The following is a 23,103-nucleotide window of genomic DNA, read 5'->3' on the forward strand; positions in this document are numbered from 1 at the left end:
TCATACTTTTCGTTCCTGAATAAACATATTTAATAACGTGGACATTTTATTTGCACCTTTTTTATTCATATGATCACTATCATAAAAATCATCATCACAAAATAATGGCGAATCAAATAGATCTATGATTCGAAAAGAATATTGAGTTTGAAAATCATTTATAACTTTATAAAAATCTTCCTTTAATTTCTTACTACTACAATTGAAATAATGTGAAGTAACAGGGAATACAACAATTAGTGGCTTTATATCATTTTTTAACAGTAAGTCTAAATATTTTTTAAAAATTATTTTATTTCCAACTAAAGTATGAGGATACGACAATTTAGCATGTGAAGTTGCTCTTATTTTCCCGTGTTCTTCAAAAGGAATGTGAAGAGAAGTGTTATTCCACTCAGCATTTATCCACGGCAGCATCAATGATTCATCTTTTAGTTCGTCTAATAAAATATATTCAAAATGCAAATTAAAAATAGAAATAAGTGGTTTCGGAGTATTTAGATGTAAGAATCCATCAGTGGGTAAAGGAGAATGAACTACAGTATGATGACCATCTTGAAACAATGGATAATATACTTTGTGAATTCTATATGATTCAGATGATAACGACATGTCAAAGTAAAATGAGAAATAAGCTATTCCTATTAAACAATATTGAAATGAATGAGTGTTTGATAGAAGTTGTGACGCTATTAAATAATCATAGTATAGATCTTGCGATGGAAGCGTTAATTTTATTGACTTTTTTGAGAGAAGCTCCGTACTTATGCCACAATGCGGATAAGACAAACCGGTAGCAAACAATTCATACGTCGGATCACTCTTTGCTTTTTTCATAGACATGTATAAAGACATCAGATCCGGATTTATTTGATAGATAGAAATTAATTTATCCTTCCATTCATACATGTATTTTGTTAAATTAATAATTTTTGAACTTTGCACGCCCCTGTTTATCAATTCATTTGTAAGTTTTTCTGCGTCCACTCTCCAAATGACTATATATTGAAAAGAATTTTCTACACGAACAACATCTGAAACATCTACAACATGAACTATTGTTTTACATTTATTTTTGTCTAATGTATTTCGAATCCTCTCCTCGGATAATTCATCACTTAAAACAATGATTTTATACTGCTCCTTCATGTACATCCCCTCCATTATATGTATAATATGAAATTCATTTTTAATTCGTAACGATCATATACACCTGCAATCTAACAAAAAAAGAATAGACTATTCATTTCAAAACAAAAAAATAGCCCCACCATTAGGCGTAGCTATTTTTACAATTATTGCTTATTCAAACTATATTCCTTTATCTAACTCATAAAGTTTACGATACTTTTCATTTTCTTTCAGAAGTTGTTCATGACTACCTTGCATGACAATTTGGCCACGATCAAGGAAGATAACTTCGTCTACATGTTCTATTCCTACAAGATGGTGCGTAATCCAAATAACCGTCTTTTCTTCCGTTGCAGAAAACATCGTTTCAATTAAAGACAATTCTGTTTTCGGATCTAAACCGATAGTCGGTTCATCAAGTACAATGATGGGTGTTTCTTGCATAAGAGTTCTAGCAAAAGCAACCCTTTGTCTTTCACCACCAGAAAACCGCTTTCCCATTTCATGCATTTTTGTTTGTAATCCGTCCGGAAGAGAAGCTATGTGCGAAGCTAATTGTGCTTTCTCTAAAGCTGTCCATATCTCTTCATCCGCAGCCTCTGGTTTACCGATTCGCACATTATTTCCAATTGTCGTATCGAATAAATGCGGCTTTTGATTCAATACAGAAATATATTTCGATAAAAGATTCGTATGAGCATGTTCACCATTCAATACAACTTGGCCATTTACTGGGCTTAACGCCCCTGTTAGCAATTTTAGTAAAGTAGATTTCCCTGTCCCACTTCTGCCTAAAATAGCAATTTTCTTCCCTGCTTTTATTTGTAATGATACATCTTTTAATACCATCTCATTACTATCTGGATAACTATACGATACGTGATTCAGTTCAATATCTACATGTCTTGGTTCAACGTAATCTTTATCTCCATACAAATCCACTTCATCATGTAAATCACTGTCACTTTCTACGCCATTAAGACGATGGGTAGATTCTACATACGATGGAATTCGATCGATAGCATCTGACACAGGAATTAGCGCGTTTGTGACAGATAACGTCATTAAGACAAAAGCCGCGATAACAGTAGGTGCAATCTGTTCACTTGCCGCTTCATTTCCAGTCCATATGATCATTGAAATAACTACAATACCTACTACTAATTGAATGATACTGTCTCGAATATGATACCAGCGTTTCACTCTCTTTTCTATTTTTAACAACTGATCGTTTTGCTTTACATACTCATTAATAAATTCATCTTTACGACCGCTTGCCTGCCAATCAGATAATCCAAAAACAGCATCTGTCAGTTGTTGGTACAAACGACTTCTGCCTTGCTTCAAAGTAATATGGTGTTTCTTCATCAAAAGTAATGATACAAGTGGAAGAAGAAACACGATAATAGCTAACATACAACCTACAATAAGTGCAAACACGAGGTCAAATGCACCGATAACAAGTACGAAGATACTATAAACAACTAGCGCTAATATGCTAGGGAATATTGTACGTAAATATAGGTTTTGCAAATGCTCTATATCTTCGGATAGTACTCCTAACATATCGCCCGTTTGAAATCGAGAACGGAAAAATAACGCCTGTGGTTCTACTATTCTATATAGTTTCGTTCTCATTTTTTCTAATATACGTAGTACAACATCATGTCCGACTAACCGCTCTATATAATGAAACACAGCCTGCCCTATACTAAACGCTCGTGTTGCAACAATGGGAACATATACAGCCATTACATTTTCTGGTCTAAGGGCAGATTTTGAGATCAAATAACCTGAAATAAAAAGTAACATCGCTCCTGAACTAACTCCAAGAAGACCAAGGAAAATAGTTAAAGTCATTCTACCTTTATTTTGTTTTATATAAGGTTTAACCCAATTACTCATCTCTTCCCCCCTCTTTCCTATGAAAATGTAATGTCTCACTCTCTAGAAGTTCTTCATACGTTCCGCTTTCTATTATTTCTCCTTTATTTAAAATAAGAATATGATCCATCTGTTTCATCCAATGTAGACGATGCGTTGCTAAAAATACTAACTTTCCATTAAACAGACGTAACATCGCTTGCTTTATTTCAAATTCGGTTTCAATATCAAGATGTGCCGTAGGCTCATCTAATAAAATGATTGGCTTTTTACTTAAAAGTGCACGCGCCATAGCAACACGTTGTTCTTGTCCGCCACTTAGCATACGTCCACCTTCTCCAATTCTTTCGTGCATCCCATTTGGAAGTGATGTAACGAGTGAACGAAGGCCGACTTCATTAATAACTCTTTCAATGTCCCCATCCGTTGCATTTGTTTCATAAAAACGAATGTTATCCTTTAATGAAAGTGGAAAAATATAAGGTTGCTGCGGAATATACGCAATATTCTTTTGCCACTCTTCACGAGTAGCCCCGTCAATTTCCACACCATTTACAATCATCTTTCCACCCGAAGGAGTTAAAAATCCCGCTAATACGTCGATTAACGTTGATTTTCCTGCTCCACTTTCACCAATTACACCTATAGCGCCATTACCTTCCCAAGTAAAATCAATTCCCTCTAATATAGCTTTTTCAGATTCATCATTATTTACTTTAATATCTTGTAATTTCAAGCTACTAGAGGCATTCCATACTATATCTTCATTTAAATCTTTCTTTTCTATTCTTTTTTGTTGTTGCAAAATCTCTTCTATTTGCTCCATCGCAATTTGTCCATCTAATGTAGCATGATAATTTGCTCCCACTTGTTTAATCGGCAGAAAATATTCCGGAGCTAAAATTAAAATCGTAAGGGCCGGTAATAGTATGATCGTTCCATCTATTAAACGTATCCCCAATCCAACTGCCACAAATGCAATTGATAAACTCGTAAAGAAATCTAATGCAAAAGAAGAAAGAAAAGCAACTCGCAAAGTTCGCATCGTTGCTTTTCTATATCTTTTACTTACTTTTTCAATCTTTCCTTCGTGCTGTTCACTTTTACCTAAATACTTTAATGTTTCTAATCCTTTTAACGTATCTACAAAATGATTAGAAAGTACACGATATATCTCATACTGACTATCTGCCATTTTCTGCGCTGCTAATCCTAAAAGAATCATAAATATGATCACGATAGGAATCGTTACAACTAAAATGATTCCAGACTCAATATCTAGCGTAAAAACATATAGTACAATTAGCCCCGGTACGATACTACTTCTAATCATTTTAGGAATTGTTAATTCAACATATGTTTTAAATTTCTCAATACCTTCTATCGATAAGGTAACCAGATGACCTGTTCCAGCAGTTTGAACATACCGTGGACCTAATGTGAAATATGCCTCTATTAATTGTTTTCTCAGTAGCGACCCTGTTTTTTCAGCAAAACGTTCCACTAGTATTTGCGCTATTCGAACGAGCATGTGGCGAACTGCAAACATGCTTCCAAAATACACCGTTTCATTTAACACAGATTGCACTGTTTCTCCCTGAAATAAAAACGTAATAGCCCGCGCTAAAAACACTGTTTGCGCAATAATACTTATAGCTTCTAAAATGCTAATGATCGTTAACACTACATATAAAACTCGGCTACCAGGATACGACGGAAGTCCTCTTTTTCTTTTCATTAGTACTCCAAATCTTTATCTGACTTAACAGGTTGTCTAAATACATAGAAACTCCATATTTGACTTCCCAAAACAAATGGCAATATAGCAATTGAAAAATACGTCATCAGTTTTAGTGCATAATCTCCTGATGCTGCATTATAAATTGTTAAATCGTATATTGACCCTAACGAACTAATTAAGACACGTGGGAACATGCCGGCAAACACACTCGCACTTAGTAAAATGATTGTTAAACTCGTCATAACAAAAGCCCAACCATCTCTTCTTCTTTTATTTAATAATGTTGACGCGCATAACGCTACAAAAGCTCCAATCGGAACCATAATCCACTCTGTACCATGACCAGTGAATATATCTGTTTTCCATAACCCTACACCAGCAAAAATAAGAAGTGCTATAATTGCAAGTGGTGCAATTTTCAGCGCAGCGATACGTGCACGTTCTCTTAACTTACCTGTTGTACGTATAGTAAGGAATTGTAATCCGTGAACAATACATAACAGAAGGAACATAACTCCTCCAAGTAATGCAAATGGATGAAGTAATTGTAAGAATCCACCTACAGCATTTTTCGTCTCATCAATTGGAATACCTACCATAAAGTTAGCAATTGCAACTCCCCAAAGAATAGGCGGTAGCAAGCTTCCTAAAAACATACCCCAATCCCAAAAACCTTTCCATTTATGATTATCTATTTTCGCACGGAATTTAAAGGAAACACCTCTTATAATTAAAGCAAGAAGCATAAATACAAACGGAATGTAAAACCCACTAAATAAAGTTGCATACCAGTGCGGAAATGCCGCAAACATAGCTCCACCAGCACAAACAAGCCATACTTCATTCGCGTGCCAAAATGGACCAATTGTATTTAAGTATATTCTTTTCTCTAAATCGTTTTCTCCTAAAAACCTTGAAACTATACCTACACCGAAATCGAAACCTTCAAGTACAAAGAAGCCTACGAATAAAATTGCAATAATGATAAACCATAACTCATTAAGAGATAACATACTCATCCTCCTTATCAAATGGATCATGGCTTTGAGAATCCTGTTTCGTTTTCTTATTCTCATGTCCTTTAATGATACGAACGAATAAGTAAATTGTAATTCCACCTATAATTAAATATAGTGATGTGAATGAAACTAAAGAGAATAATACTTCTCCGAACGTAACATTTGGAGATACAGCATCTTCCGTTTTCATAACACCGAAAACTACCCAAGGCTGACGTCCCATTTCAGTCATAATCCATCCTACTGTATTACCGATAAATGGTAGTGCAATTGCATACACCATTAATTTCAAATACCAAGTTTTTTCAGCTAAACGATCTTTTCTTGATAAGAACCATCCGTACGCTCCTAGAAGAAGCATGAATGTTCCACTCATTACCATCGCTCTAAAACTCCAAAACATTGTATGCACTGGAGGAATATAATCTCCAGGCCCATATTTTTCTTCATATTGCTTTTGAATTTGATTCATCCCTTCAACTTGACCACTAAACTTATCATACGACAATAGACTTAGCATATAAGGGATTTGAATTTCATACGAATTTTCTTTCTTCTCTGCGTCAATTTTCGCAAATACTGTAAATGGCGCTGGATCCTCACTCGTATTCCATAACGCTTCAGCTGCCGCCATTTTCATAGGATGTGTCTTAATTAACTGTTGTGCTTGCGCATGACCGAAGAATAATACAAGCGCAGTTGTAAGTGTTCCAACAATGATAGAAATGCGGAACGATTTTTTAAATACCTCAGTTTCTTGCGCTTTCGTTATTTTCCATGCACTCACACCTGCAATAAAGAATGCACCAGTTGCAATCGCCGCTGTAATTGTATGCGGGAATTGCACCCATAGTTGCGGGTTTTGAATAATTGCTAAGAAATCATTCATTTGTGCACGTCCATCTGCTGCCATTTCATATCCTACTGGCGATTGCATAAATGCACTTGCAGTTAAAATCCAAAATGCTGATAACATTGTTCCAATTGAAAGGAGCCAAATACATAATAGATGAATTCGCTTCGGTAATTTATCTTCACCGAATACCCATAAACCTAGGAATGTAGACTCAATGAAAAATGCTAATAAACCTTCAATCGCAAGTGATGGACCAAACACATCACCTACGAAACGTGAATATGTTGACCAGTTCATACCAAACTGGAATTCTTGTAAAATACCAGTTACTACACCTACCGCAAAGTTTACAAGGAATATTTGTGTCCAAAACTTCGTCATCTTCTTATAAATTTCTTGTCCCTTTACCACATACAACGTTTGCATTAGCGCAATGATAAAAGCTAAACCAATAGACAGCGGAACAAAAAAGTAATGGAAAATCGTTGTTGATGCGAATTGTATTCGTGCCAATTCGAGCGTTTCCATACTAAAATCACTTCCTTCATAGTTTTTATAATAAAAATTAATTGAGCAATCTTACCAGACTCAATTATTAAGAAATACGAAAAGACAAAAGCATATTGTATGTATTGTCAAAAAATATGAAACTTCAGTTTTTCAAACTATTTTAATGCTATTTTTTACCTTTTCACTATTTCTGTAGTGTTTTATTCGTTAATCGAATTGTATAATATACCTGCATAGTAAATTCAGCTTATTTTTGACGTATTATTGACATCATTTTGTCTGAAATATGTCTTTTGTCATTTTTTGAATTAAATTTTTTTCATTAGTAAAATGTGTTTTTTCAATATAAGACTTACTTTTATATCAATAAAACAATCGTTTTTCTCTTCATACACTTGACTTTCCATCGAAAAAATGTCCTCGGATTCTTATCGAAAAATAGCTTGTTTTTTGTCAAGAAAAAAATGCATCCCCAAAATGAAAATCTGAAATAATGTTATTCAAAAATAGAAAACAACTTCTCCTTTTCTAGACTAAAAGTTCATTTTTTTGTCATTTTTCCAAAACAAAATAAAAAACGAGNNCTCGTTTTTTATTTTGTTTTATGTTTTCTAACGGTTGGTAAAATTTCAGTAGCAATTAATTCAATATTTTTCTCAATTTTATCAAATGGTACACCACCAAAATCAATTTGTGCCATAAAGCGTTGTTGTCCAAACAGTTCATATTGGTAAAGCATTTTCTCAATGATTTGTTGCGGACTACCAACCATTAAAGCATCACGATAATCTATTGCATTTGTAAATTGCTGTTTCGGATACCCACCACCACCACGCAGTGTAAGCATACCAGCATTAATGTGAGGGTAGTATTCACTAAGTGCATCTTGTGAATTTTTTGCCGTATAAAATAAACTCGTTGTCGCAACTGGTAAACTAGCTGGATCAAATCCACTTTGCTGAGCAGCCTCACGGTAAGCATCTACTGACACTTTAAAGTTAATAGCTGGACCACCAAGTGTTGTTATCATCATTGGTACACCTGCGCGGCCTGCTTTAATCGCACTGGCTGGCGGTCCACCAACCGCACGCCAAATTGGTAAGTTATTATTTTTAGCTCTTGGAATAACTGAAGCGTGCTCAAGTGGGGCTCTGAACTGCCCATTCCATGTTACGTGTTCCTCTTTATTAATTTTTAATAAAAGATCCATCTTCTCTTCAAATAACTCTTCATAATCATGCACATCGTAACCAAGTAAACTATATCCTCCAATACGAGATCCACGACCAGCTACGATTTCAGCACGACCATTAGAAATCAAGTCAATGGTAGCGAAATCCTCGTATACTCGAACCGGATCAGATGTACTTAATATCGTTGCAGAACTTGCAATTTTTATATTTTTCGTAGCTTGCGCGACCGCACCTAAAATAACTGTATGAGCTTGCGTTGTAAAATGTGTTTGATGACTTTCACCGACAGCAAACACATCAAGCCCTGCCTCATCTGCTAACTTAGCTGTTTCAATTAGTTCATGAATTCTTTTCTCTGGCGTAATTTTCTCCCCATTATGTGGATTTAAAACATGATCCCCAATTGAATATAATCCAAACTCAATTCCTTTTTTTGTATCGATACGGTAGTTTTCCATTGTTGCTCTCCCCTTTAATCAAGTGGTATTAATTTCTCTTCAATCTCTTGTCTTCTTTCTTCTAAAAATGGTGGTAAATCAAGATTTCCCCCTAACTCTTCAACCGCTGAATCTATAGTAAAACCTGGTCCGTCAGTCGCTATTTCAAATAAAATCCCATTCGATTCACGAAAGTATAAACTTTTAAAGTAAAAACGATCAATAACTCCCGTCGTCTCAAAACCTTTTTCTTTCACAGCTTCATTCCAATAGTTTAGTTCTTCATCATTTTTTACACGAATCGCTAAATGATGAATACTTCCCTTTCCAGGTCTTTCATTCTCTCCCTCTTGCTGTTTCACCAAAATTTCTCCGAAAGATTGTCCTGGAACTGATTGATATATCGCTTTATCATTTGAGCTTGATACTACTTTATACCCAAACAAATCTGTTAACGTTTGGGATAATTTATTTAAATCTCTTACCGTCATTTCAACTGTACCCATGCCTAGAATACGATAATTTTTCTCTACAGAAGATTCATCCCATGCAGCCCAATATTCTGGTACTTTCTCTCCGTTATTGTTTAACAACACTAAACGGAGTCCATCTGGATCTTCAAAATGCAATGCATCCCGTCCTGCATATGTTGTAATTTCTCCATGTGTCACATGGAATGATTCAAAACGCTCCTTCCAAAAAGTAAGACTCTCTAGTGAAGGTACGAGTAACCCTATTTGTGTTATCGCATTCGTTCCACGAATTGTTCTTCCTACATTTCGCATTTCAAAAAATGATAATTCCGTTCCAGCACTACCTGTTAAATCCCCGTAAAATAAATGATACATAAAAGGATTATCTTGATTTACAGTCTTTTTCACTCGTCGTAACCCTAAAACCTTTTGATAAAAATCATTATTCGTTTTCGCATCTTTCGTCACCATAGAAATGTGGTGATGTCCCGGAATTGTATACATGTTATTGCCTCCTTCGACTATCACTTGATTAGTCAATTGATAATGTAAAAAAAATTACTCTTGAGGTAATTCTTTTTTTTCACTATGCTTATGAACTTTTGTCATCAACTCGTATAGTATTTTCTGTTCATCTTCATTTAATACATCCTCAAAAAACGATGATTGGAATGCAAGTTGTTCTGGCAATGCTCTTTCTAAAGCTGCTTCCCCCTGCTCCGTAAGACTAATTGTTTTCGTCTTCCAATCTTGTTTTCGCACAATATATTCTTCTTTTTCAAGGCGAGTTAACATTCGAGAAATACCGCCTTGTGTAACAGTAACCTTCTCAGCTAACTCCATTTGTGTTAATGGCTGATATGTCCGTATTTGCAAAAGTACATCAAATTGAGCTGTCGTTAGATCAAAACGTTTTAAAAACTCATTTGACATTTGATTACTTTGGTTCGTAAATCGTATTAAACGTAACCATATTAATGAGCCTATCGTATTATCACGCATGTTTTGTCACTTCCTAGCGTTAATCTTACTATCACTTTACTACGCAAGTGATGAAAAAGCAAGAGATAATGTAAAAAATATAGCGATAGAGTATTGCATAAATAATGATAAGTAAGAATTCATATAAACATGAATCCTTACTTATCATTATTTTTAACTTTTCATTTCATTCATTACTATATTTAAAGCTGCCACAGCTTTTGGCCAACCAACGTAAAAAGCCATATGGGTTATTAATGCAACCAATTCATTCTCCATAACCCCATTTTGTTTCGCAAGCTTCAGATGGAATGGTAATTGTTCTGTATTACCGAGACTGATTAGTGCCGACACAGTACATAAACTTCTTTCTCTTACTGTTACAGTGGCATCCCGCCACACTTCTTCAAACAATATCTTTTCACTATAATGAGCAGATGCAGGTGCCATTTCTCTCATTTTCTTTTTAATATGTAATTCAATAGGTTCATTCTTCATTTTTTTCTCCCTTTATTTTCACCATTTGTGCTATTCCTTGACCAAATGACCAGTTTTCAGCAGCTGTCTCATTTAGTGTAATAAAAATGTCCGAAACTTTAACGTAGGAACATTCCGGAATTTTTAAGGATACAGATTGATACAAATCTTTTTTCTGTTGCACTGTTCTTCCCGGTCCACATGTAATAGAAACATAAATCATATTCTCTGTTCTCTTTTCTCCTCTTTCCAACAAATAATATGGATTATACAAAAATTGATTTAGTTGATAAGGTAAAAACATTTGAAAGTAATCATTTTCAGGAATGTTGAAATATTCAATCAATGAAAGATGGATACATTCACCTATCTTTTCCAACTCTTCTTTATTTAATATATTTTCAGGATAATAAACCTTCACAAAAGGCATAGATTTTCATTCCTTTTCTTATTTTTTATATGCAACAAAATTTCATCGTGAAATGTGTAAAATCTCATATACTGTAACACCCTTATTCACTGCGATGTCAGGCTTCTCCTCATAAAAATTAAACCTACTATATCCCCATTTATCCGGATTATAAACGATTACATTCCCTAAACACTTTTCGTTATTTTGTACATCTTCATTCATAGTGCTTAATTGAATCCCAATCAGCGTTTTACTTTGAGAAATACTTCCTACATATTCAACAACATATCTACTTTTCTTAAATCCATCACTTAGATTAACAACCAATGGAACACCTATATTTATGTGTTGCCACCCAAACGATTGTAAAATATTATCGTAATACCCTTCAAAGATAAATTTGTTCATCCCTTCATGACCATTCCAAATATATAAAGGTGCATAGCAGTTATAAAAATTCCCATTCTTCCCCGTCTCCGTAATTAAATATGCTTTTAAATTTAGTTCTTGGAAACCATCAGTTTTATAGCCATTATCCTTTACCCTTCTCTTAATAATCTCCATGTCATAATCCTTAGGCAGAATGACCTTATATTGCATTCCAATCATGTTTATCACTCACTTTCAATCTTATATACATTATGATAAATCGATGAGCGGCTGACGTAAAATAGGTATAAATTATGTTTGATATCATTTATAATGATAGTGCATAAGGGGCTGAGATATATGGAAATAAATGATCTTATTATATTCAAAACTGTAGCCAGTGAAGGTTCTATTAGTAAAGCTGCTAAAGAGTTAGGATATGTTCAACCGAACGTAACTGAGCGAATCAAAAAATTAGAACAAGAATTAGAAACACCTTTACTACATAGAGATAACAAAGGTGTTTCCTTGTTACCTGCTGGTGACATTTTATTAGACTACACGAATAAAATATTAACTCTATTAGAAGAAGTAAAAGATGAAATTAAAACGAGTGGGTCTTCTTATATAATAGCGACGTCACAATCTATTTTGACAAATTATTTAAGTAAGCGTATTAAAAAAAACTTCAGAAATTATCAAGTATATGTTGAAAATAGTAGTCATTTGCAAAAATTACTACAGCAACAAAAAGTTGATATGGTCATAACTTATGAGGATTATCCCGACGTAGCTTTTAAAAAAATGTTCACTACTTCAATTTCTATAGGCCTATTAAAAGCGAAAGAAAAGTATATCATTGACTATTCAAAAGAAATTTTCTTCGTTAGCAATGACAAAAAGTGCCCTTTTAGGAATAAGACAATACAATTTTTAAAAGAAAACAATCTATCTCAGAGCCAACTTCAACAGTTGGATTCTTATTCGCTTATGGAAGAGTTTATTAATGATGGAAATGGAATAGCTTTTTTACCAATTAACAATGATAAATTAGTAACAATTGAAGGTGTTCCCATTGAAAAGTTAGCTGTTCATTTTTTTACGAATCAAAACTTTATAAAACATATCCCTGATGAACTATTTGATTAATAAAATGCCTTTGTTTACAAACTTTTTTCAAAATAAAAATCCCTCTTGAACGTGTATAAAAGAGGGATCTTTATTTTTTATACAATTGATTTTTCACACGTTTTGCTCCACTTCTGTACTTTTCTCCTTCTTATTCCTTTTAAAACCCTTCAATTTCTTAACCGTTCCAACCAATCCTTTCGGAAAAACGAGTAGCACGATAATATATAATAAACCTAGAATAATCGTCCATCTTTCAAAAATCGGATATTCCGTCGCTAGTTCTGATAAATAATATTTTAGTGATTCAATAATCCCAGATCCAGCAATAGCTCCAATTAATGTTCCGACTCCTCCAATCATTGTCATCAATAGTGCATTTAGTGTCATTTCAATTGAAAATACAGTCGTATTAACAAAGCGAAGTGTGATAACAAATAAACCACCACTAATCGCAGCTACTACTCCTGCAACAATACTAGCAATAATTTTATAATGAAGTACTTTATATCCTAGTGCTTCCACACGTTGTTCATTTTGTGAAATTGCCTTTAATACTTTCCCAATAGAAGACTTTGTAAAAAGACGTAATAGAATAAAAATGAAGAGTAAACATATAAGTGATACATAATAAAATGTAAAACGATCACGGAATATTTCTGGTACACCAAATGTAAAACCATCTCCTCCATGAGTAAGCCCACGCCATTTTTCAGCAAGTACGAAAAACAACTGTGAAATAGCAAGTGTTAACATTGCATAAAAATGACTTTTCAACCGTAAAGAAAGCAAACCGATTATATAACTAACGATTGCTGAAACAATAATTGCGGCTACTATTCCTATTAAAAAGTTCGTTATTGATACGCCTTGCCGATCAAATAAAAGCGCTACCCCATATGCTCCTATCCCAAAGAACATACAATGACCGAACGATACAATTCCTGTATACCCAAGCAATACATCAAAACTCATTGCAAAAATAGCAAAGATGAAGATTTGAGTGAACAAAATTAACAAGCTTCTTGAATCATTTACGAACGGAAATACACTTAAACAAATGAGCATACATACTACGAAGTATACTTTAATTCGGTCCGATGTACTGTTCACCACTTCACCCCTTTTCACCAACAAGACCCGTTGGCTTTACTATTAAGAAAAATAGTAACATTAGCATATTGATCGCAAGTGATAAATCCGGTATAAAATACGCTGTAAAAGCACCAGCTAATCCAACGATTAAAGAAGCCATAGCTGAACCTTGGACGCTACCTAATCCTCCAATTATTACTACAATGAAAGCTAAAATTGCATATTGCATACCCATTTCGGCGAAAACAACGCCTGAATATGGCGCAAATAGGAAGCCACCTAACGCTGCCATTCCTGCTCCTAATAGAAAGACGAACGAAAATATAGCTTTCACGTTAATGCCGAGCGCCTGAACCATCTCTTTATCCATTACACCAGCGCGGATCATCAGGCCGATCTTTGTTTTTTTGAGTAATAATAGTAAAGCAATGTAAATGATGATGCCAATTAAAATAACGAATAGACGATATTTAATTAATATGACGCCTCCAAATGTAAAACTTCCTTGTAACCATAACGGTAGTTTTGCACCAATTGGATTTGGGCCCCAAAATATTTTAATGCACTCACTAAGAACGAGCATTCCTCCAAGCGTTACGAGAAGCTGGCGAACATGATTTCCGTATACCGGCCTAATAAGAAACCTTTCTAAAATAAAACCTAGGAACATTCCCATAGCAACTGCTCCAACTAGAGCTAATATATAACTTCCTGTCATATTAAATAACCAAACACCTGTAAATGCTCCCCATGCGAATAAACCACCATGTGCAAAGTTTAGAATGCTCATTAGACCGAAAATAAGCGAAAGACCTGATGCTAATAAAAAAATGAGCATCCCTGTTGAAATCCCATTTACAAATAAATTTATTAACACATCCATCCTTTTCACCTCGGATTCATGTTAAGAGATTCCTAAATATTTATGACACATTCCCTTATCCTTTTTTAATTCATTCATAAAACCGTTATGAACAATTCGTCCGTTATCCATAATGTAAAAATAATCACCAATTTGACTAGCCATCATAAAATTTTGCTCAACAAGTAAAACTGTTGTTTTCTCTTTCATCTTCAAAATAGCTACCATTAATTTCTCCACCATTATCGGGGATAGCCCTTTGCTCGGTTCATCAATTAGTAATAATCCATCACTATTAATAAACGCCCTTGAAATAGCCAACATTTGCTTTTGCCCTCCGCTCAAGAGCCCACTTTTCTTATTCCAAAACTGCTTTAAATCCGGAAATAGTTCAAGCATCCACTCTATTTTCCCTTCTACTTCTTCACCTTTCCCCCTAGCAAGAGCGAATGTTTCTTCTACTGTCAAATCATGAAAAATACCTTGATTTTCTGGTACATACCCAATTCCTTTCCTTGAAATTAAATGTGTAGATAATCCACTTAGTTTTGCACTATCATAATAAATTTCACCATCTGCGATTCGGTGAAATCCCATAACTGAGCGTAATGTCGTTGTTTTCCCTGCCCCGTTTCTACCAAACAGTACAGTAATCGTCCCTTTCTCAACAGTAAGAGATACTCCTTGCAAAATATGAAACTGATCTAAATACGTCTCTATATTATTCACTTGTAATAGTGCCACTATATAATCCCCCTAAATAAGCACTTTGTACACGCTCATCTTTCATCATTTCTTCTGGCAATCCTTCAGCCAATAACTCTCCATGAAATAAAACGATAAGATGATCTGACAAACCTAGTATCATATCCATTTTGTGTTCGATAAGTACAATTGTGCTCTCTGGATGTTTCTTAATATTTTCAATCACTTGTAATATAGCAGGTACTTCCTCAACCGAAATACCTGCCGTCGGCTCATCAAGTAATAACACATCCGTTTTTAAGGCTAATAACATCGCAAGTTCTAGCTTTCTTTTCTCTCCATGTGCCAAATCTTTCGCTAATACGTTCTCTTTCTCATGAAGTAATACTGTTTTTAAGAAACGTCTCGCCTCTCCAACTTGTTGCTTAAATTTTGCTGGACTCGGAAAAAAACTATAGTAATCTTGTACGTATGATTGAACACTTAAACGGACATTTTCAAGTACCGTTAATTCTGGGAATATGTTTGTAAGCTGAAAAGAGCGACCGATTCCTAAGCGCGTTCGATCTGAAATCGATAGTTTTGTAATATCTTGCCCTTTAAAATATACTTCACCTTTTGTTGGTGAAATCTGGCCACTTAGTAAATTAAATAATGTTGTCTTCCCCGCACCATTTGGTCCGATAATGGAAATGAGCTTTCCTTTTTCGACAGTTAAATTCACATCTTTAATAACATGATGTTCACCAAAAGATACGCTAAGATTTTTCGTCTCTAGCAAATGTGTCACGAAATCCCTCCCTTTAAAGCCATGAGTATGAAAGAAATACGTATAAAGAGGGAATCCCCTCTTTATACAAAAACAACAGAAAATTCAGTCTATTTATTTTGAACTGGTGGTTCTGTCTCTTTCATCGTTAATTCTCGGTCTAACACTGGCACCGGATAATCAACACCATCTTGCTTTTTCAATGTGATAGAATAAAGCGTTTGCATCGCTTGGTGGTCCTTCTCTCTAAACTTCATCTTTCCTTTTGGTGTATCGAATTCCATTCCTTCCATTTTCTTAATCAATGTATCTACATCTGTATCACCTTTTGTTTTCTTTAAGGCTTCTACAATAGAAATTGCAGCTGACATTCCTCCTGCTGTAAACAAATCTGGTACTGCACCATTAAAACGTTTTTTATGCTCTTCAACTAGCCAATCATTCACTTTATTTTTTGGAAGTGTATGATAATATACAGAAAAACCTTGCATACCTACTAATGCATCCATTGTTTTTAATGCTGGTATATCTGGCGCTCCAGTAGATATTTTAATACCTTGCGCTTCCACATTCATATCTTTTAACTGTTTCCAAGGTGAATTTGCCCCTGCCCAAACGATAAATAAGTAATCTGGTTTTGAACTAATGATATTTTGAATATTTGCTGTAAAATCTGTTGAATTCGTATCTGCGTATTGCTCATTTACAATGTTCGCACCTAATTTTTTTGCACCCGCTTTAAATGCAGCAATCCCTTCACGACCGTATGCATTATCTTGAGCTAGCGTTGCTATTTTCACCTCTTTTTTAGCAATGGCCGCAGCACCAGCGACTGCATCTTGAGATGAATTTCTACCTGTTCTAAAAATATATTTATTCCAGTTCTTCCCGGTAATACTATCAGCTACTGCCGGTTCTACAACCATAATTTTTTCATATTCCCCCGCAAGTGGTAAAACTGCTAATGTATCACTTGAACTTGATGATCCAACTAAAAAATCTACTTTTTCTTCTTCTAATAATTTCGTAGCTTTTTTAACTGCTACATCTGCTTTCGTTTCCGTATCTTCTACAACAAACTTAATCTTCTTCCCTTCGACTTTCCCAGTTCCACCAGTTGCGTAGTCTAATCCTAATTCAAATCCGTTCACTGTTTGTTTTCCATACGATTCTAGCGGTCCAGTTAAAGAAGCAAGGACTCCTACCTTAATCGTTTTTTCATCCTCTGTATTTGTTTTCTTCCCTGAACAAGCTGCCGTTATTAATAATGAACCTAAAACACAACCAGTAAACATCGTCTTTAGCCATTTACGCTTTTTCATCGACATTGTGATCCTCCCCATACTTTACTTTCTGATAGAATCAAACACGCCAAAGTTATCCACCCGTAATTATGACTTTTTCTTTGAATAATATAGACAAGATTATTAGTATAAATGTATCTTCTCCGCTTTCCATTAAACACCTTTACAATTTTATATAAATATTTTAACCGCATTCCCACTCTATTAAACTTCTATCCTTTCTAACAATTATTTTGAGTATCCAATATTAATTAGCTTTCTTAAACATTTGAATTCTTTGGAGTAAACCATCTGTAATAATTATATTCCCTTGGCTATCTACATCTATTCCTTGTGGTGAGAAAAACTGCCCTGACATACCATTAAAACTTCCAAAAGACTCTAAAAAACCCCCATTTTCATTATAAATATTCACACGATTATTTGAAGTATCTGTGACATAAACCGTATTATTTATATCGATTTCAATTCCTATTGGCAAAAAAAGATCTCCTGGACCCTCTCTCCAATTTTCTAGTGGATCTAAGTTTCCAGCCCCATGATTTGTACCCCATTTTGTAATAAATTTACCCTCATTATTAAATTTTTGAATCCTATTATTAATCCGATCAACAACATAAACATTATCTTTTGAATCAATTGCTAATTGCATAGGTTGAAAAAACTCTCCCTCTCCACTTCCCTTTCTTCCCCATTCTTTCATATATACAAAGAATGGATTAAATTTTTGAATGCGATGATTTTCTGAATCAGCTATAAATATGTTTCCTTTACTATCAATAGCTATTCCAGATGGAAATTGAAAAAAACCTGGTAATACTCCAAATGAACCATATGAAGCAAGCACTATCCCTGAATTAGTGAATTTTTGGATACGATGATTTACAGAATCAGATACATACACATTATTGTAACGATCCGTTGCAATTTGTCTTGGAACAAAAAACTGCCCTGGAAGACTTCCGAACCCAAGTGGCCCACCAATACCAAATAAACTTCCCCACTTCCCAACAATCTTCCCAGATATATCATATTTCAAAATTCGATGATTAAAGGAATCAGATACAAAAACATTTCCATTCGTGTCTCTTTCAACATCATAAGGTCCTGCATATTGTGTATTTCCATTCCTTTCATTACCTATGGTTTTCTTCATTACCGCTGTTAAGCCTACCTCATTATATAACAGTACACGATTATTTCCCGTATCCGTTATATAGATATTCCCTTTATCATCCGGAAGAACCTGATTAGGATACACAAACTGTGGAAAGTTACCTACTGTATATAAAAATTGATCTTTATTTGTAAATTTCATTATCCGATTGTTATATGTATCTGCTACATATAGCGATCCAGATGTTGAGTCAAAATTTATTCCTCTTGGATGGTAGAATTGATATGGGCCTAAACCTGCAATTCCTGTTCCGATTACTCGCTGAAACTCCCCTTTTTTATCAAACACTTGAATACGATTGTTATATGTGTCTGCAATATAGACCTCGTCTTGTTTATTTATCGCGATTCCTTGTGGTAAAGCCATTTCTCCGTTCGCCTTTCCATAACTCCCTATTGTTTGAATATACTGCCCATCTGGGCTATATTTTTGAATACGATGATTGTATTCATCCGTAATATAGTAATCGTTATCGCTATCTACTGCAATTTCCCTAGGAAACGAGAACTGCTCACTTCCTTTACCTTTCGTACCCCAACTTTTAATAAATTGAAACTCCTCATTAAATTTTTGAATACGATAATTCGCTGTATCCGCAACTAAAATATTACCTTCTTTATCAACAGCAATACCAAATGGCATATTAAACTGTCCCGGACCTTCACCTAAAGTTCCTACAGCGTTAACAACTTCTCCATTTTTATCTATTTTCAAAACCCGATTATTTCCCATATCAACAACATACAAAAATCCTTTTGTATCCCTTGCCATTGCCACAGGTGTCCTTAATAACTTAGAAGTATCTAGCTCACTCCCCCATGATTTCACATATTTTACAGCAGAGGCACTTCCTACAGAAGCAAACACCCCTAGACCCAGAGTAACACTGAAAAAACAACATATAATTTTTTTGATAAAATTCATGCTTACTACCATCTAATTACAGTAGCTGCCCAAGTATACCCAGTACCTGCACTAACAGCCACTGCAATATCTCCAGGTTGTAATTTTCCTTGTTCATTTGCAAAGTGTAAGCCAATACACGGATCTAGCGCTGACATATGTCCATAATGATCTAAATATATAACTTGTTCCTCTGCTAGCCCTAGCCCCTGTAACAATTCTATTAACATAGAACGTTTTGTATGCAGTGGTAACAACACTTTAATATCTTTAGGAGTTAATCCGCTTTTTCTTAACGCCTCTCGAATAACCTTGTCGAAATTAGGCGTTGAAACCGGATCTAAACGTTCTTTCATACTGATAGGATCTATTACATCGATATAATGTTGCCGATTCTCCACCGTATCATAGCTAGCAACCTGTTTCGATCCGCCAGCCGGAATACGAACATCTTCATGAAATGAACCATCCGTTATAATTGCACTGCCTAATATTTCACCGCTGCTAGCTCCCTTTTTTACTAAAGCTGCACTTCCTCCATCAGCGAAATTAAACATGAAACGTGAGCGTGGATTATCATAATCTACAATTTGGGATTCTTTACACCCACCTACTAATAATATATTTTCAATTGATTTATCAGAGTAGAGCATATCCTTTGCGACTTTGAGAGCAATTGGAAAGCAAGAACTAACATTCATAATTTCAAAAGCATAAGCATTTTTCAATCCAAGTTCATGCTGAATTTTTGGGGCACTAGACCATACGTGGTAATCTTTATGTGGGCTGCCAAAATAAATAACTACATCAATAGATTGAGGATCAACTTTTAATAATATTGGCTTTGCAGCAGCAATAGCTAAATCTGATGCATGCATCGTTTCGTCTGCAACATGTTTTTCATATAACCCAAATTTTTCTATAATAATATTCTCAGGGATACCTGTTTTTTTAGATAAATCTGCAGCCGTCTCTATGTCTTTTGGGAAGAATACTCCAGTCGCTTCAACCCCAATATTCATTAGACTACTCCCCCTTCTATTGGCACCATCATAGTAGCTACACCTGTTAATACTAAATCTCCTTTTTGGTTATGACACTGCGTTAACAATTTCAAAACTCTCTTTTCTATAATAAATTCTTGTACTGTAGCCGTAGCTGTAATCGTATCTCCTATAAAAACTGGTGCTGTAAATTTAATAGTTTGTTCCATATAAACGGATCCTTTTCCAGGTAAATGAATCCCAAGCAATTGAGATAATAAACTTGAAGTTAATAAACCATGTGCAATCCTTTGATTAAATCTAGTTTGTTTCGCATACTCATGATCAATATGAATCGGATTAAAATCCCCACTCAAACCTGCAAATAATACAAAATCCGTTTCTGTTATTGTTTTACTACATGACGCCTGTTGACCAGCGCTATATATAGTCATCTCTTCACCTACTTTTTAATTGATTTGCTAATTTTGCTTTTTGAATTTTACCCGTTGCATTTTTAGGCAATTCTTTTAGAAAAACAATTTCTTTCGGTATTTTATATTTTGCTAGAAATAAACGACAATGTTCAATGACCTCCTTTTCCGTTAATACACTACTACCCTTTTTCACAATAAAGGCGATTGGAACTTCTCCCCATGTCGAGTGTTTCATACCAATGACGGCCACTTCACATACCTCTGAAAGCTTGTTAATGACTTGCTCTACTTCAAGTGGATAAATATTTTCACCACCTGAAATAAGCATTTCTTTTTTTCTCCCAACAATGTATACAAAACCATCTTCATCAACTTTAGCTAAATCACCTGTATATAACCAACCATCTTGAATGGTTTCTACTGTTGCATCTGGCCTATTCCAATACTCTTTCATTACATTCGGTCCTTTTATAATTAACTCTCCCACTTCACCAGCTTCAACTTTATTTTTGTTTTCATCAATAAGTACATATTCACAAAACAGAACAGGTTTTCCAATTGAGCCTATTTTACATCTGGCATCTTCTTCCGAAAGCATAAATACGGTTGGTGATGTTTCAGTCATGCCAAAACCTTGACCGAATAAAAACCCTCTATCAATAAATTCTTTCATCAACTCTTCTGGACAAGGGGCACCGCCATTATAAAACCAACGAACTGATTGTAAATTTGTAGTTTCAAACTTTGAGCAATTCATTAAAGCTTGATGAATAGTAGGTACCCCCATTACAACAGTCACTTTATATTTTTCTATTAGAGAAAGTACAATTGTTGGCTCAAATTTTTTTGGGATGATGATCATGCCACCTACAAACAAAGTTGGAAATGCAAATAAGCCAATTCCCCCAATATGAAATAAAGGTAATAATACAATAGAGCGGTCTTGTGAAGTCAAATCAATAGCTAACATATTATGAAGAGCATTCCAAAACATATTTTGTTGTGTCAACACAGCACCTTTTGGTTTCCCTGTTGTACCAGATGTATAACATATAATAAAGGGAGCGTTTTCATTTATTTCCTTAAAAAAGTGAATATTACGGCCTTTAATTTCTTTTAAACTACAGAGCGATATTACTCGTTTTTCATATGACATATGCTCCATTAACAATTTCATGTTTTGAAATTGTTCTTCAACAAATAACACGGTTGCTCCACTATCTTTTAATTGAAATATAAGTTCATTTTCTGTTAACCGTATATTCAGTGGAACAGCAATACATTCTACTTTCGCTATAGCAAATAAAAGTACAATATATTCCAAGCTATTTTGTGATAAAATAGCTATTCTCTCACCTTTTTGTATATTTAAGTCGTAGCTTAAATATGCTGCTACATTACTCACATACTCATGTAACTGTTTATATGTTATTTCCTCTTTTTCCGTAATAACAGCAATGCGATCTGGATGTAAATATGCTCGTTTTTCAATCCAATAAGCGATACCTTGCATATTTTTCCACCCCCTTATCTCTTTCTCAATCCTTCAAATATTAATGACATCGCTGCTTCAAAAGCAACTTCTGGAACTTCTTGCCCCTCCCAATGTCCCCATCTCATACCAAGAAACTGTCCAATTGACATAAGACAATATGCAATTGTTTCTGTATCAAGCTTTTTAAATTCTCCCGCTTCTATACCTGCCGATAAACTTTTAACAAATCCCGTTGCAAGTTTTGCATAATACCATTTGTATATTTCATTATCAACAACAACTGCTTGTTGCACTATATTATATAAATTGGGGCGTTTTTTTACCCAACGGAAAAATGCTTGAAAACCTCTCCTTTGCGCTTCCTCATAACTAGATCCTCCCTTCATTTCTTCTTTAATAATTAAGCGTAATTCACGGTTAAACTTGCGAATTAATTCATCAAATATATCTTTTTTAGCTGGAAAATAATTATAGAAAGTTCCGTGTGCTACCTTTGCTTCTTGCGTAATATTCACGATAGAAGCCTCATAATATCCTTTACTACCAAATACCTCTTCTGCAGCACACAATAACTTCTCTCTCGTTTCCAGTCCTTTTGTTGTTAGGTTTTTTACATCTATTATTATTTTTTCTGACACCTGAATCACCTCTTAGATTTGATTATAAGTATTTTTCTGAATTATACAATTATTTTCATTAGACAAAATCCGCAATCGTTTTTCTACGAATAAAAAGACTAACTTATTTTGAAGTGAACCCGAA

Annotated in this window: 22 protein-coding genes; 1 reads left to right on the forward strand and 21 read right to left on the reverse strand. The window is 34.6% G+C overall.

What is annotated here, in order from left to right; translation table 11 throughout:
* From COK05_RS14060 to COK05_RS14110, 11 genes are all read right to left on the reverse strand, one after another.
* The gene (locus tag COK05_RS14060; RefSeq protein ID WP_141539095.1) at window positions 1-1,149 is read right to left on the reverse strand and encodes a hypothetical protein; all 1,149 of its coding nucleotides are present in this window, start codon (window positions 1,147-1,149) and stop codon (window positions 1-3) included.
* Window positions 1,150-1,311: 162 nt separating this feature from the next.
* Window positions 1,312-3,036, reverse strand: coding sequence for a thiol reductant ABC exporter subunit CydC (gene cydC, locus COK05_RS14065; RefSeq protein ID WP_098613062.1), 1,725 nt, complete (start codon window positions 3,034-3,036; stop codon window positions 1,312-1,314).
* The gene (gene cydD, locus COK05_RS14070) at window positions 3,029-4,753 is read right to left on the reverse strand and encodes a thiol reductant ABC exporter subunit CydD (protein ID WP_098613063.1); all 1,725 of its coding nucleotides are present in this window, start codon (window positions 4,751-4,753) and stop codon (window positions 3,029-3,031) included. The genes cydC and cydD overlap by 8 nt, the downstream gene beginning before the upstream one ends.
* Window positions 4,753-5,769: a cytochrome d ubiquinol oxidase subunit II gene (gene cydB / locus COK05_RS14075; protein ID WP_098613064.1), complete on the reverse strand. Its 1,017-nt coding sequence runs from the start codon at window positions 5,767-5,769 to the stop codon at window positions 4,753-4,755. The genes cydD and cydB overlap by 1 nt, the downstream gene beginning before the upstream one ends.
* Window positions 5,756-7,159, reverse strand: coding sequence for a cytochrome ubiquinol oxidase subunit I (gene cydA, locus COK05_RS14080; RefSeq protein ID WP_098613065.1), 1,404 nt, complete (start codon window positions 7,157-7,159; stop codon window positions 5,756-5,758). The genes cydB and cydA overlap by 14 nt, the downstream gene beginning before the upstream one ends.
* 574 nt (window positions 7,160-7,733) lie before the next feature.
* Entirely contained in the window at window positions 7,734-8,792 is a 1,059-nt protein-coding gene (locus COK05_RS14085; protein WP_098613066.1) for an LLM class flavin-dependent oxidoreductase, read from the reverse strand.
* Between the two features lie 14 nt (window positions 8,793-8,806).
* The gene (locus COK05_RS14090; protein ID WP_098613067.1) at window positions 8,807-9,748 is read right to left on the reverse strand and encodes a ring-cleaving dioxygenase; all 942 of its coding nucleotides are present in this window, start codon (window positions 9,746-9,748) and stop codon (window positions 8,807-8,809) included.
* A 54-nt stretch (window positions 9,749-9,802) separates the two neighbouring features.
* A complete protein-coding gene (locus COK05_RS14095) occupies window positions 9,803-10,246 on the reverse strand; it encodes a MarR family winged helix-turn-helix transcriptional regulator (RefSeq protein WP_098613068.1) in 444 nt (147 codons plus the stop codon).
* A 153-nt stretch (window positions 10,247-10,399) separates the two neighbouring features.
* On the reverse strand, window positions 10,400-10,723 hold the full coding sequence (locus tag COK05_RS14100; protein ID WP_098613069.1) for a carboxymuconolactone decarboxylase family protein: 324 nt from the start codon (window positions 10,721-10,723) through the stop codon (window positions 10,400-10,402).
* Window positions 10,713-11,132, reverse strand: a complete 420-nt coding sequence (locus tag COK05_RS14105; protein ID WP_098613070.1) for a tautomerase family protein — start codon at window positions 11,130-11,132, stop codon at window positions 10,713-10,715. The genes COK05_RS14100 and COK05_RS14105 overlap by 11 nt, the downstream gene beginning before the upstream one ends.
* Window positions 11,133-11,174: 42 nt before the next feature.
* On the reverse strand, window positions 11,175-11,723 hold the full coding sequence (locus COK05_RS14110; RefSeq protein ID WP_098613071.1) for a DUF4865 family protein: 549 nt from the start codon (window positions 11,721-11,723) through the stop codon (window positions 11,175-11,177).
* A 120-nt stretch (window positions 11,724-11,843) separates the two neighbouring features.
* Here COK05_RS14110 and COK05_RS14115 point away from each other — a divergent pair, with 120 nt between their 5' ends.
* On the forward strand, window positions 11,844-12,632 hold the full coding sequence (locus tag COK05_RS14115; RefSeq protein ID WP_098613072.1) for a LysR family transcriptional regulator: 789 nt from the start codon (window positions 11,844-11,846) through the stop codon (window positions 12,630-12,632).
* 93 nt (window positions 12,633-12,725) lie between these two features.
* Here COK05_RS14115 and COK05_RS14120 read toward each other — a convergent pair whose 3' ends face one another.
* The 10 genes from COK05_RS14120 to COK05_RS14170 form a co-directional block, all read right to left on the reverse strand.
* Window positions 12,726-13,679, reverse strand: coding sequence for a branched-chain amino acid ABC transporter permease (locus COK05_RS14120; RefSeq protein ID WP_141539098.1), 954 nt, complete (start codon window positions 13,677-13,679; stop codon window positions 12,726-12,728).
* Between the two features lie 49 nt (window positions 13,680-13,728).
* A complete protein-coding gene (locus COK05_RS14125) occupies window positions 13,729-14,589 on the reverse strand; it encodes a branched-chain amino acid ABC transporter permease (protein ID WP_098613074.1) in 861 nt (286 codons plus the stop codon).
* Window positions 14,590-14,610: 21 nt separating this feature from the next.
* Entirely contained in the window at window positions 14,611-15,312 is a 702-nt protein-coding gene (locus tag COK05_RS14130) for a branched-chain amino acid ABC transporter ATP-binding protein (protein ID WP_098613075.1), read from the reverse strand.
* Window positions 15,290-16,063, reverse strand: coding sequence for an ABC transporter ATP-binding protein (locus COK05_RS14135; RefSeq protein ID WP_098613076.1), 774 nt, complete (start codon window positions 16,061-16,063; stop codon window positions 15,290-15,292). The genes COK05_RS14130 and COK05_RS14135 overlap by 23 nt, the downstream gene beginning before the upstream one ends.
* A gap of 89 nt (window positions 16,064-16,152) precedes the next feature.
* A complete protein-coding gene (locus COK05_RS14140) occupies window positions 16,153-17,370 on the reverse strand; it encodes a substrate-binding domain-containing protein (protein ID WP_098613077.1) in 1,218 nt (405 codons plus the stop codon).
* A gap of 223 nt (window positions 17,371-17,593) precedes the next feature.
* Window positions 17,594-19,390 (reverse strand): 6-bladed beta-propeller, encoded by a 1,797-nt coding sequence (locus COK05_RS14150; RefSeq protein WP_098613083.1) that lies wholly within the window; start codon window positions 19,388-19,390, stop codon window positions 17,594-17,596.
* A gap of 62 nt (window positions 19,391-19,452) precedes the next feature.
* Window positions 19,453-20,448: a 3-oxoacyl-ACP synthase gene (locus COK05_RS14155; protein WP_098613079.1), complete on the reverse strand. Its 996-nt coding sequence runs from the start codon at window positions 20,446-20,448 to the stop codon at window positions 19,453-19,455.
* On the reverse strand, window positions 20,448-20,864 hold the full coding sequence (locus COK05_RS14160) for a MaoC family dehydratase (RefSeq protein WP_098613080.1): 417 nt from the start codon (window positions 20,862-20,864) through the stop codon (window positions 20,448-20,450). The genes COK05_RS14155 and COK05_RS14160 overlap by 1 nt, the downstream gene beginning before the upstream one ends.
* Before the next feature lie 4 nt (window positions 20,865-20,868).
* Window positions 20,869-22,359, reverse strand: coding sequence for an o-succinylbenzoate--CoA ligase (locus COK05_RS14165; RefSeq protein WP_098613081.1), 1,491 nt, complete (start codon window positions 22,357-22,359; stop codon window positions 20,869-20,871).
* Window positions 22,360-22,373: 14 nt separating this feature from the next.
* Window positions 22,374-22,979, reverse strand: a complete 606-nt coding sequence (locus COK05_RS14170) for a TetR/AcrR family transcriptional regulator (RefSeq protein ID WP_141539096.1) — start codon at window positions 22,977-22,979, stop codon at window positions 22,374-22,376.
* Window positions 22,980-23,103 lie beyond the last annotated feature (124 nt).

Origin of the sequence: Bacillus cereus (assembly GCF_002567495.1) — a bacterium.
GTDB lineage: Bacteria > Bacillota > Bacilli > Bacillales > Bacillaceae_G > Bacillus_A > Bacillus_A cereus_AQ.